The organism is uncultured Kordia sp. (assembly GCF_947489565.1).
Lineage (GTDB): Bacteria > Bacteroidota > Bacteroidia > Flavobacteriales > Flavobacteriaceae > Kordia.
Genome location: NZ_CANLEA010000003.1, coordinates 84492 through 96837 on the forward strand (window position 1 = coordinate 84492; position 12346 = coordinate 96837).

General features: G+C 36.1%; 15 protein-coding genes. 1 reads left to right on the forward strand and 14 read right to left on the reverse strand.

Translation table 11 applies throughout. From position 1 onward, the window contains the following. Positions 1-207: 207 nt before the first annotated feature. The 13 genes from pcaF to Q0845_RS05185 all read right to left on the reverse strand — a co-directional run bounded on the left by pcaF (position 208) and on the right by Q0845_RS05185 (position 10109). A complete protein-coding gene (gene pcaF, locus Q0845_RS05125) occupies positions 208-1419 on the reverse strand; it encodes a 3-oxoadipyl-CoA thiolase (RefSeq protein ID WP_298510161.1) in 1212 nt (403 codons plus the stop codon). 170 nt (positions 1420-1589) lie between these two features. Continuing rightward, positions 1590-1952 (reverse strand): four helix bundle protein, encoded by a 363-nt coding sequence (locus Q0845_RS05130; protein ID WP_298510163.1) that lies wholly within the window; start codon positions 1950-1952, stop codon positions 1590-1592. Positions 1953-1993: 41 nt separating this feature from the next. Further along, a complete protein-coding gene (locus Q0845_RS05135) occupies positions 1994-2407 on the reverse strand; it encodes a hotdog fold thioesterase (protein WP_298510166.1) in 414 nt (137 codons plus the stop codon). 62 nt (positions 2408-2469) lie between these two features. Next, positions 2470-2859, reverse strand: a complete 390-nt coding sequence (locus Q0845_RS05140) for a four helix bundle protein (protein WP_298510170.1) — start codon at positions 2857-2859, stop codon at positions 2470-2472. 23 nt (positions 2860-2882) lie between these two features. Next, positions 2883-4061: a 3-hydroxyacyl-CoA dehydrogenase NAD-binding domain-containing protein gene (locus Q0845_RS05145; RefSeq protein WP_298510173.1), complete on the reverse strand. Its 1179-nt coding sequence runs from the start codon at positions 4059-4061 to the stop codon at positions 2883-2885. A gap of 91 nt (positions 4062-4152) precedes the next feature. Continuing rightward, the gene (locus tag Q0845_RS05150; RefSeq protein WP_298510176.1) at positions 4153-4938 is read right to left on the reverse strand and encodes an enoyl-CoA hydratase-related protein; all 786 of its coding nucleotides are present in this window, start codon (positions 4936-4938) and stop codon (positions 4153-4155) included. A gap of 104 nt (positions 4939-5042) precedes the next feature. Continuing rightward, positions 5043-5543: a 1,2-phenylacetyl-CoA epoxidase subunit PaaD gene (paaD, locus tag Q0845_RS05155; protein ID WP_298510178.1), complete on the reverse strand. Its 501-nt coding sequence runs from the start codon at positions 5541-5543 to the stop codon at positions 5043-5045. Between the two features lie 63 nt (positions 5544-5606). Further along, on the reverse strand, positions 5607-6359 hold the full coding sequence (gene paaC, locus Q0845_RS05160; protein ID WP_298510183.1) for a 1,2-phenylacetyl-CoA epoxidase subunit PaaC: 753 nt from the start codon (positions 6357-6359) through the stop codon (positions 5607-5609). Between the two features lie 112 nt (positions 6360-6471). Continuing rightward, complete coding sequence (gene paaB / locus Q0845_RS05165) at positions 6472-6756, reverse strand: 1,2-phenylacetyl-CoA epoxidase subunit PaaB (protein ID WP_007096629.1); 285 nt, start codon at positions 6754-6756, stop codon at positions 6472-6474. 108 nt (positions 6757-6864) lie between these two features. Next, a complete protein-coding gene (paaA, locus tag Q0845_RS05170) occupies positions 6865-7827 on the reverse strand; it encodes a 1,2-phenylacetyl-CoA epoxidase subunit PaaA (protein ID WP_298510186.1) in 963 nt (320 codons plus the stop codon). Positions 7828-8010: 183 nt separating this feature from the next. Further along, a complete protein-coding gene (gene paaE / locus Q0845_RS05175) occupies positions 8011-9084 on the reverse strand; it encodes a 1,2-phenylacetyl-CoA epoxidase subunit PaaE (RefSeq protein WP_298510188.1) in 1074 nt (357 codons plus the stop codon). A 147-nt stretch (positions 9085-9231) separates the two neighbouring features. After that, positions 9232-9411 carry a hypothetical protein gene (locus Q0845_RS05180; RefSeq protein ID WP_298510191.1) on the reverse strand — a complete coding sequence of 60 codons (180 nt, stop codon included), beginning with the start codon at positions 9409-9411 and terminating at the stop codon, positions 9232-9234. A 119-nt stretch (positions 9412-9530) separates the two neighbouring features. Further along, the gene (locus Q0845_RS05185; RefSeq protein WP_298510193.1) at positions 9531-10109 is read right to left on the reverse strand and encodes a TetR/AcrR family transcriptional regulator; all 579 of its coding nucleotides are present in this window, start codon (positions 10107-10109) and stop codon (positions 9531-9533) included. 113 nt (positions 10110-10222) lie between these two features. Between Q0845_RS05185 and Q0845_RS05190 the strand changes: the two genes are divergently transcribed. Then, a complete protein-coding gene (locus tag Q0845_RS05190; RefSeq protein ID WP_298510197.1) occupies positions 10223-11962 on the forward strand; it encodes an aromatic amino acid hydroxylase in 1740 nt (579 codons plus the stop codon). Positions 11963-12146: 184 nt separating this feature from the next. Here Q0845_RS05190 and Q0845_RS05195 read toward each other — a convergent pair whose 3' ends face one another. Next, positions 12147-12335, reverse strand: coding sequence for a hypothetical protein (locus Q0845_RS05195; protein ID WP_298510199.1), 189 nt, complete (start codon positions 12333-12335; stop codon positions 12147-12149). Between the last annotated feature and the right edge of the window lie 11 nt (positions 12336-12346).

Here is a 12346-nt window from a genome sequence, read left to right on the forward strand (position 1 = left end):
TTTTCTCGCGTTAGCGCTGGAGCAATTGTTGGAGCTCTTTTGAAAAGTGGATTCCTGCCTATACTGAATCAAGTTCAGCATAAACTACGGAAATGACAGTTTTCAAAAAGCGACTTGCGACATAGCGACCGCAAAAGCACATTTCGACTCCGTTCAATGTAAACACTAAACGGTAAAATGTGCTTTTGTGGAAACGCCTTAATTATTTTATGAGTTCACATTTTCAATGATAGCTGCATAGCCTTGTCCGACACCAATACACATCGTGATTAATGCATAACGCTTGCCAGTTTCCTGCAATTGTAATGCCGCAGAATACGCAATACGCGCTCCTGTAACTCCAAGTGGATGACCAATTGCAATGGCGCCTCCATTTGGATTGATTCTAGCATCATCATCAGCCAATCCCCATTCGCGAATGCAAGCTAAACTTTGTGCTGCAAAGGCTTCGTTGAGTTCGATTACGTCCATATCATCCATGGTTAATCCTGCTTTTTGCAATGCTTTGTTGGAAGCATTTACTGGACCAATTCCCATGATGCGTGGTTCTACTCCCACAACTGCCGAACTTACAATTCGTGCCATTGGTTTTAGATTGTATTTTTTAACTGCAGCTTCAGAAGCTACAATTGTTGCAGCCGCACCATCGTTTAATCCAGATGCATTTCCTGCAGTCACACTTCCGCCTTCTTTTTTGAAAGCTGCTCTTAGTTTTGCTAAGATTTCTGGTGTTGTCGTTGGTTTTATGAATTCATCTTGATTGAAGATGATTGGATCTTTTTTACGTTGCGGAATTTCAACCGCTACAATTTCTTTGGCTAAGCGTCCAGATGCTTGTGCTGCTGTTGCTTTCATTTGACTTCTATACGCAAAGGCATCTTGATCTTCACGAGAGATATTGTACTTTTCTACTAGATTTTCGGCAGTAACTCCCATTCCGTCCGTACCATATGCAGCGTGCATTTTTGGATTGATGAATCGCCACCCGAAACTAGTATCATACATTTTTGCATCGGTTCCAAAAGCACTTGATGGTTTTGCAATTGCGTATGGTCCGCGTGTCATGTTTTCCACTCCACCAGCTACAAATAAATCTCCATCGCCCGCTTTGATGGCACGATTGGCATGAATGATGGCTGATAACCCAGAACTACAAAGTCTGTTTACCGTTTCGCCAGGAACCGTATATGGCAATCCTGCTAGTAGCGATGACATACGCGCCACATTACGATTGTCTTCTCCTGCTTGATTGGCACAACCGATAATTACATCGTCATATGCATCTTTTGGAATGTTTGGATTGCGATCGGTTACTTCTTTGATAACTATAGCTCCTAAATCATCAACACGTGTGGTTGCCAATGATCCTTTGAATTTTCCTATGGGAGTTCTAACTCCGTCTATGATGTATGCTTCCATGCTTGAAATGCTAAATTTTAAATGCTAAATCTTAAATATAAAAGTGGTTGGTAATGCTTCAATTTAAAACTTTTGCTGTTTGTTTAATGTAAAATGTAAAACTCTAAATGTAAAATTTTAAAGTGTTTGTTTTGATTATCAAACTGTATTTAGTGTTTTATCTTTGATGTTTATTTTTTGTTTGATGTTTTTATACTTGTTGTAAAGATAGCTACTAATTCACTACACTCTTTTTGATTTTGTTTGAACTTATTTTCGTCCTGAATTAAGTTTGCTTCTACCATAATCTCCATGTTGACTTGAGATTCTCTTAATTCTTTTAAGCAGATTTTCATTTTATGTATGAAATCTCTTTTTGATTCAGCTGATTGTGCTTCACCATAGTTTAAAGCTGCAGATGTAGACGAACGAATCAATTGTTTTATTAAATGCTCGGATGCATATTCTTTTTTCAAAGCAGAAGAATTGACGATAACATTTGCTGAAAATTTCACCAAACGTTTTTGTAAGTCGTATTGTTTCTTTTTTTCCACTTTAGAATTTTTAATTTAAAATTTTACATTTAGCATTTATTTTATTCTTCCCAATCTTTTTGCGTTCGATATACAACACCTTTGAAGAGCGCAATGAGTTCATCACCACGTTTGACTTCTATGATGTTGAAACCAAGTTTGTTTTTTACTTTTTCTATGACAGATTCGGCTACAATGAAGTCACCTTCCTCTAATGCTTCAATATGATTGATAGAAGTTTCTATAGAAACCGCATATTTTCCATGTGTATTTGCAGCAAAACCAAAAGCGGTATCTGCTAAGGAATAACTGATTCCGCCATGTGCTTTCCCCATACTGTTGAGCATATCTCTTTTGACCGTTAACCCAACTTTACATCTTCCTATTTCACATTCTAGAATCTCAATTCCGAGCCATGTACTGAATGGATCGAGGCTTAACATTTTATGTGGTATGTCTTTTCCTTTTATCGGCATTAGTTGTTTGGGATTAGGGATTAGCGTTTTCTTTCTTTTTTAAAGGCATTAGGTAATTGGCATTAGGGATTAGTTTTTTTCCTTTCCAATATTCTTTTTCTCAAAGATGACATCATTTTTGTCAACTCTGAGATTAACTTCCTATTTTCTTCATCATCTTCAAAATTAATATAGTTTCTTCTTCTCGCTTTCGTACTACAACTTACACATTCGTTTGCACTGTAAATGGCATGATTTAAATGCTTCACAAATTGAGCATCTGAACCAGGATATCCTTCTGCAATATTTAATGCTATGGAATCAGCTGCTCTTCTAAATTGGGATGATAAAGCATACAGTTCGTGATTAGGAAACTTTTTTACTATTAAATTAACTAATTCACCAAAATCCATTGCTTTTTGATAGACTCTTAAATCTTCAAATTTAAAATTGTATTTACTTACTTGACTCATACCTAATTCCTAATACCAAATCCCTAGTCAAAAAAGGTTTTCCCTTGTCTGTTTAGTTTTCGTAATAATGGCGAACAACGATAACGATCTTCATGGTATTCGTCGTATAAACTGTCTAAGGTTTTCACACACCAATCGATTCCTTTTTCATCTGCCCAAGCGAGTAATCCTTTTGGATAATTCACTCCTTTTGTCATTGCATTGTCAATGTCTTCCGCGGAAGCAATATTTAAGAATAGTGCGTCTGCTGCTTCGTTGATGAGCATGACTAATACACGATCGAATATTTGATTGGCCAATTCTTCATCATACGTCGTCTCGACTGCGCTCGATGTGACACGTTTTCCGTTTTCATCATAGTCGTAATATCCTTTTCCAGTTTTTCTACCTAGATATCCCGCTTCTGATAAACGCTTTTGCGTGAACGATGGTTTGTATCTTGAATCGAAATAGAACGCCGTAAATACGGTTTCTGTTACCGTATAATTTACATCATTTCCAATGAAATCCATCAATTCAAAAGGTCCCATACGGAATTTACCAATTGTTTTTAGCGCATTGTCAATGGTAGCAAAATCTGCCAAACCTTCTTCATAAATTCGTAATGATTCTCCATAGAAAGGTCGCGCTACTCTATTTACGATAAAACCTGGTGTATCTTTTGCTACTGCTACCACCTTTTTCCAATCGGCAATGGCTTGCGTTGCTTTATCTAATACTTCTTGTGAGGTTTGAATGGCAGGAATGACCTCAACTAATTTCATCAATGGTGCTGGATTGAAAAAGTGAATTCCGATACAACGTTCTGGTTTTTGTAATGATGAAGCAATAGAAGCTATGGATAATGACGACGTATTTGATGCAATGATTGCTGTATCACTCACATACGTTTCTAATTCGGAAAATACTTTTTGTTTGATGTCTAGATTTTCAATGATTGCTTCAATCGTTAAATCAGAATCTCCTAAATCTTTAAGTGTATCTACATAGGAAATGTTTCCTTGAATTCTCGATTTTTCAGCTTCATCGATACGTCCTTTTTGAATGAGACGATTTAATATTTTTTCTAAAGCAGCTTTACTTTTGTCTAAAGCAGCTTGTTTTGTATCGTATAGTTTCACCATGCATCCTGCGGTTGCTGCAACTTGCGCAATTCCGCTTCCCATAGTGCCTGAACCTATTATTCCTACGTTTTTAATCATAAATTATAAATGTTAAATTATAAATGTTAAATGTCTGTCTATTCACCTTTTACATTTAATATTTAAACTTTTAGATTTTTCGGTTTGGTACTTATTTTCCTTTAAAATTTGGTTTTCTTTTTTCAACAAATGAAGCAACACCTTCGCGATAGTCATCAGATTCACTCGCTTCTATTTGATGTTTTGATTCTAGTGCTAATTGTGATTCTAAGTCGTTTGAAAGTGATTGATTTAATACTTTTTTGGTTAAACCAAGTGCTTTTGTTGGCATCTTCGCTAGTTTTTCAGCTAACGCGACTACATCTTCTTTGAATGTTTCTAGCGGTAATACTTTGTATAACATTCCCAATCGTTCTGCTTCTTCTGCTCCAACTTTATCTCCTAACATCATGAGTGCAGAAGCTTTTTGAAATCCGATTAATCGTGGTAAGAAGAATGTTCCTGCGCTGTCTGGAATTAATCCGATTTTGCTAAACGCCTGGATGAAACTTACTTTTTCATGTGCTACTACAATATCACACGCCAAAGCAATGTTTGCTCCAGCTCCTGCTGCTACACCATTGACAGCTCCAATTATTGGTTTTTCTATGGCACGAATTCGCTGAATGATTGGATTGTAATGTTCTTCTAGTATTTTTTTGAATCCAGGATTGAGTTCTGGATGTGTAACTTCTTTTAAGTCTTGTCCTGCACAAAATGCTTTTCCTTCTCCAGATAATACAATCGCGCGTACTTCGTCATTTTGTTCACATTGATCTAGTGTATCTTGTAAACGCAATGCCATTTCGCGATTGAAACTATTGAATACTTCAGGACGATTGAGCGTTATATACGCTACATTGTTTTCAATTTTTAATTCAATTGAATTATTACTCATACCTTTATAATGTAAAATGCAAAATATCAAAGTTTAAATGTAAAATGTTAATCGTATTAAATATCATTTTTACATCTAGCATTTAAAATTTTGCTGTTTATAATTTATTTCAAGCATTTAAAGTAATCAAATGGCTCTAAACAGTCTTCACATTTGAATAATGCTTTGCAGGCTGTTGAACCAAATTGACTGACTAGTTTTGTATTTGTCGAATTGCAGTTCGTACATTTTACGATGCGCTTATCACCAAGCAATGCATCTTTGTCTGCATCTGGATTTAGTGGCGGTGCAATTCCGTATTCTCGCAATGCATTTCGTCCGCGTTCGGTAATCCAATCTGTTGTCCAAGCTGGTACTAATACTAATTTTACTTTTGATTCGTAATTATGCTCCTTGAGCGCTTTGGAAATATCATCTCCAATGACATCCATTGCAGGACAACCTGAGTATGTTGGTGTAATACTTACTTCTACAATTCCGTTAATCAATCTTGCAGAACGTACAACACCCATGTCCATTATGGAAAGTACTGGAATTTCTGGATCCGATACTTTTTCCAAGATTGGAATAAGAACTTCGTCTATGTGTTGATTGGTCGCGATCATTTTATTTGGATGATACTTTGTGTGTTATTTGCATCTCAACTCCGCTTGATGTGACAAATTATGTTACCAATTCATGTTTGGATAGGCTCTTTGCATGTATTGCATGTCTGCTAATAAGTAGCCCATATGTTCTGTGTGAATTCCTGCTTTTCCTCCTTTTTGGAAGTATTTGCTTTCTGGAACTGTTAACGTAGCTTCTTGTAATAATGAAGTTACATTTTGATAGTATGTTTCTTTTAATTTAGAAACATCTACTCCTATTCCTTGTTCAGCTAGGGCTTTTGCTTCTTCGGTTACTTCGAACAATTCGTTTGTGTATGTCCAAAGTCCATCAATAGCTGCTTGCATTTTTTCATGACTTTCTTCGGTTCCATCACCTAAGCGCTTAACCCAATCACCTGAGAAACGCACATGATAGGAAACTTCTTTGATCGATTTTTTTGCAATTGCACTTAAGGTCATATCTTGACTAAACTGTAATTTTTCCAGTAATAATAAGTGAAACACATCGAATAGATATTGTCTTGCTATAGTATATGCAAAATCACGATTTGGCTGCTCTACTAATAATACATTTTTATATTCACGTTCGTAACGTAAGAAAGCAATACTGTCTTCTGTTGCATCACCACCTTTGATATCTGCTGCATACTGAAAGTAACTACGTGTTTGTCCAAATAGATCTAAGGAAATATTTGTACAAGCAATGTCTGTTTCTAGACTTGGTCCGTGTCCACATAATTCTCCTAAACGCTGTCCTCCTATTAAACAGTTATCGGCTAGTTCGAGTATGTAGTTGTATAAGTTTGTTTTCATATTTATTTCCCGTGAAAACGGGAATCTTTTTGTTGTTAAACTTCATAGTACACTTCGACTTCGCTCAGTGTACGGATTTAGATTCCCAATTTCTTGGGAATGACACTGCGTGTCACATATGCTTAATCTCGTCTGGTAACGTATAAAAAGTTGGATGACGATATATTTTGTCCTGTGCTGGTTCAAATAGTTCGCCATTGTTTTCAGGATTTGAAGCTGTAATGTTTTTTGATTCTACAACCCAAATACTTACACCTTCACTTCTGCGCGTGTACACATCTCTTGCATTTTCTAATGCCATTTCTGCATCAGCTGCATGTAAGCTTCCAAAATGTCTGTGTTCTAATCCGTTTTTACTTCTCACGAATATTTCCCAAAGAGGCCAATTTTTTTCCATATTTATTGCCCACGAAAGTGGGTAACTTTTAGTTAGTTTTCTATTTTTTAGTACCTGTATGCATATTGAGATGTCTCAACTGAGTTCTACATGACATTTACAGTGATATTATACTGCTTTCGCTTGATTTTCTTTTTTGTTTTGTTGTTTTTCAGCATACGCCATGGCTGCATCACGAACCCAAGTTCCTTCTTCCCATGCACCAACTCTTGCATTCATACGTTCTTTGTTACAAGGACCATGACCTTTGACTACTTGCCAAAATTCATCCCAGTCAATTTCTCCAAAGTCATAGTGACCTGTTTCCTCATTCCATTTTAAGTCTGGATCTGGAACTGTGATTCCTAAGATGTCTGCTTGTGGCACGGTTTGATCAATGAATTGTTGGCGTAATTCATCGTTTGTTTTACGTTTTAGCTTCCATTTCATTGATTGTTCTGTATGTACAGATTCTGCATCTACAGGACCTAACATCATCAATGATGGCCACCACCAACGATTTAATGCATCTTGCGCCATTTGCTTTTGTACTTCCGTTCCGTTACACAAACTCATCATGATTTCAAACCCTTGACGTTGGTGAAAACTTTCTTCTTTACATACACGAATCATCGCTCTTGCATACGGTCCGTATGAAGTATTACACAATGGCACTTGATTGATAATGGCTGCACCATCTACCAGCCAACCAATTGCTCCCATATCTGCCCAAGTGATTGTTGGGTAATTGAAAATACTAGAGTATTTTGCTTTTCCTGAGTGCAGTTGATCATATAATTCATCACGAGAAATACCTAGCGTTTCGCAAGCACTGTATAAGTATAATCCGTGACCTGCTTCGTCTTGTACTTTGGCTAATAAAGCAACTTTTCTACGTAGTGAAGGTGCTCTTGTAATCCAGTTTCCTTCTGGCAGCATTCCTACGATTTCAGAATGTGCGTGTTGCGATATTTGACGGATATGTGTTTTCCTGTATTTTTCAGGCATCCAATCTTTTGGTTCTATCTTTTCGTCATTGGCAATACGTTGCTCAAAGATTTCTTCTAGGTCTTTTAATTGTGCTTCACTCATGATTATGAATTTTAAATTAAAAATGCTAAATGTGAAATTTCATTTAGACTTTGTTTTTTCTTTTTTTTGAGAATTCCGATTTCTCGGAAACTTTAGCGTTAAGGATAGAGCAACTTGTTTGAGCTCCTTGAAAAGAGCGAGTTGCGAAAGCCTGACCCAAAGGGTAACGCCCAAATTATTTAGCTACACGTCAAAGTCTACTACGACTTTTTCTGTAGTTGGAACAGCTTGGCATGATAATACCAATCCGCTCGCAAGTTCTTCTTCTACTAATGCGTAGTTAATTTTCATTTCTACAGAACCTTCAACTACTCTACATTTACAGGTACTGCATACACCACCTTTGCAAGCAAATGGTAAGTCTGCGCCTGCTGCCAATGCGCCGTCTAATATGTTATCATATTCGTCTTCCATGATGAAGTGAAATTCTTTTCCTCCATCGACAATGGTTACATCTGTTCCATCAACTTTTTGTTCTAGAATTTCAGCAATATGTGCGTTAGACTCTTTTTTGTCGCCTGAAAAGAATAGTTCATAATGAATATTTTCTTTTGGCAATCCTGCAGCTTCTAGTTCATCTCTGATGAGAAAGATCATTTCTTCTGGCCCACAGATAAAACAGTCTGCTGTATCCTTAATATCTATAAACGTTTTTGTAAGTGTTTGAATTTTTTCTGGAGTAAATCGTCCATTCAAAAATTCAATATCACGTTGTTCTTTTGTTAAGAAATAGAAAATATTAAAACGCTGTAAGTATTTGTTTTTCAGTTGTTCTATCTCTTCCTTAAAGATAATAGATTTTACCGTTCGATTCAAATAAAACAGTTTGAATGTACTTTCTGTCTCCAGTTCTAGATGTGTTTTTATGATGGACAACATTGGCGTAATTCCACTACCTGCGGCAAACGCAATGTAGTTTTTCTTCCCATTTGGATCGACTTCTACATAGAAACGACCTGCGGGCGCCATTAATTCTAGCGTATCACCTGCTTTTAATTCTGTGTTTGCAAATGTTGAAAATATACCGCCTGGAATTTGCTTTACAGCGACTTTCCATTCGTTGTCTATAGGACTTGAACATAAGGAGTAAGATCTACGAATGTCTTCATCGTTGATCATTTTACGTAGCGTAAGATACTGCCCTTGCTTATATTGAAACTCTTCTTGAAGGTTTTCTGGAATATTGAATGTGATTACCGTACAATCTGAAGTTTCTTTGTGTACTTCAGCGACTTCGATTTCATGAAACTTTGCCATGCAATTTTTAGTTGTTTTCTACAAAACTAACAATTGTTAGTTTGACTTGCAACTAATTTTTTGTTAAATATTAAAAATCAATTCTTTACATATATAAAAAGAGCACTAAAAAGCGCTCTTTCTTTGTTTTAGGTTCATTAATATAAGTTAACATGTCCGGTCGCAGGTTTGCTGATTGCACGTTTCTCCTTCACAAGTTAGGCATGTTTGTTCTTGTGGACAAGAGTTACTTCCTGGTGGTACTGGCGGTCCGCCAGCAACTACTGCATTCAGGTTTGAGATCATACTTTTTTTCAATCTCAACCTATTCATCGATTTTTTCTTCATTTATGGTAGGTTTAAAAATTAATTAAACCTAATTTACGTAAGATAAAACCTACTTCAAAATGGTTTTACAGTAGATTTTTTAATGCAAACACTATCGTAGATTTATAGGTTTACCATCGTTATGCAGTAACTCCAGTAAGCATCACTTGACTCAATTTGCCTAATAGATTTTCCTTTATAATATCTTCTCTTTTGGGAATCCAAAGATATAAGGAGCGTAAGGTAGAAAGAATTGAGAATAATATAATTTCTGGATTTACAGCTTTAAGTTCGCCTTTTTCGATACCTTGTTTTAATATTTGACGAAAGCTTTCTTCATAGTTTCTGCGGAGTTGTAAATAATAATCTAATTTTCCTTCTAAATGCATCCAATCATTGTTCATTGTTGCCATTTTTGAAGGGTTTTCCATCGTAATTTGCACATGAAGTTTTATGATACGTTCTAGTTTTTCGATACTCGTTATATTTTCTGCGGCTACTATTTCTGCCATTCCTTCCGTAAATTGCTCTCCAATTTGAATAATGATATCAGAAAGTATTTGTTGTTTGGATTGAATGTGATTGTATAAGCTTGCTGCTTTGATTCCCATTGCTTGTGCAATATCACGCATCGTAACAGCGCTGTACCCTTTTTTCTTGAAAAGTGCCTCTGCTGTCCGCACGATTTCTTCTTTCCGTGTTTCTGATTTTTGTATCATAATTGTTGCCCTTAATAAGTTTGTGAAGATACATATTTTATAAAATACGTTGAATTTCTACTTTTTATTGCATTGATATTTTATGTTTTAATAGCTTTGTGAAAATTTGCCAGATGAATCAGAATATTGAAACGAATCCTTTATTGGATAGACTTCCACCACATTTACAACAGTACATTAAGCCGCAGAATTATAATGATTATACAGCTATTAATCAGGCAGTTTGGCGTTATGTGATGCGTAAGAGTGTTTCGTATTTGAGTACTGTAGCTCACGATTCGTATTTGGAAGGTTTGAAAAAGACCGGAATTTCTATTGATGCAATTCCTAGCATGTACGGCATGAACCGTATTTTGAAAGAGATTGGTTGGGCAGCTGTTGCTGTAGATGGTTTTATTCCGCCAAATGCTTTTATGGAGTTTCAAGCGTATAAAGTGTTGGTCATTGCAAGTGATATTCGTCAGTTAGAACATATTTCATACACACCAGCTCCTGATATTATTCATGAAGCAGCTGGACATGCTCCTATTATTGCTAATCCTGATTATGCAGAATATTTACGCCGTTTTGGTGAGGTTGGTGCCAAAGCAATTTTGTCTGCGCATGATAATGATATGTACGAAGCTGTTCGAAAATTATCTATTGTAAAAGAAGCACCAGGAAGTACTGAAGCCGAAATTGAAGCTGCAGAAACGCGTGTGAATGAGTTACAAGCCAAGAAAGTAGAATTGTCTGAAATGGCCATGATTCGTAATTTACATTGGTGGACCGTAGAATATGGTTTGATAGGCAATGTTGATGATCCAAAGATTTATGGTGCTGGTTTACTTTCTTCTATTGGTGAAAGCAAATGGTGCATGACCGATGAAGTGAAAAAGATTCCTTATTCTGTAGAAGCTGCGTACCAAGAGTTTGATATTACCAAACCGCAACCACAGTTGTATGTGACTCCCGATTTTTCATATTTGATGCAAGTATTGGAAGAATTTGCGGAAACGATGGCATTGCGAAAAGGCGGATTTAGAGGTTTACGAAAACTTATCGCATCTAAAAAAATTGGAACGATTGAACTGAGTACTGGTTTGCAAGTTTCGGGTGTGTTTACCGAAATGATTATGAATGAAGACAATGAAGTGGTATTTTTTAGAACAGAAGGTCCAACCGCATTATCAAACCGCGAAAAAGAATTGATTGGTCATGGTGTTACGATGCATCCACATGGTTTTAGTTCTCCTTTAGGCAAATTGAAAGGTATTAATTTGGCGATTGAAGATATGAGTCCGCGCGATTTGAAAGCGTATAGTTTTTATGATGGCGAGCGTATTTCTTTTGAATATGAAAGTGGTATAAAAGTAGATGGTTTGAACGTTACCGGAATTCGCAATATTTATGGAAAGTTAATTTTGATTCAGTTTACCGATTGTACCGTGACGTATAAAGATCGTGTGCTGTTTAAACCTGAATATGGTACGTTTGATTTAGCTTTGGGTAAAAAGATTGTGTCAGCATATTCTGGTGCTGCAGATTACAATTCGTTTGATACCATGCATTTTAAATCGGAAACCTTGACTGTGAAAGTTCCGAAATCGGAAGAAGAGAAAGATTTGGAAGATTTATATGCCAAAGTTCGCAAGTATAGAATTGAAAAAGATGTTTCTGTTTCTTTAGTAACAATTCTGCAAACACTCACAGAAAAACATCCAAAGGATTGGTTATTATTGGTTGAATTGTATGAATTAACCAAGGATCAACCAATTACACAAACACAAATTTTACAACGTCTACAAACCCTTCAAATGGAACGCCCAGAAACCGCACAATTGATTCGCGATGGTGTTGATTTGGTGAATTAGATCTCTAGATTTTTAGACACGCTATCGCTCTTAGATTGTTGGTATTGCCTTTGGTGCCGCTGTCGCTCATAGATTATAATATAGTTTCGCCTGTTGACATGCAGGATTCACTATGCTTTTAGAGTGTTAGAAAAAAAGCGAACCAAAGTTCGCTTTTAGAATCATGATTGACACTTACATCATATTAATTATGTCTTTCATTTTTCCCTGAACAAATATTAGCTCTATTTGTCACATTTACCCAGCCATTATCTCCATCTTCATCCCCATTTTCATCTTCATCATTAATTCCTCCTGTTACAGCATAGCGTATTTGCCTTGAAATAATTTCTTTGTTTAAGAACAGTTGACTCTTTACATTTCGTTTTTTCATAATAAATAGTT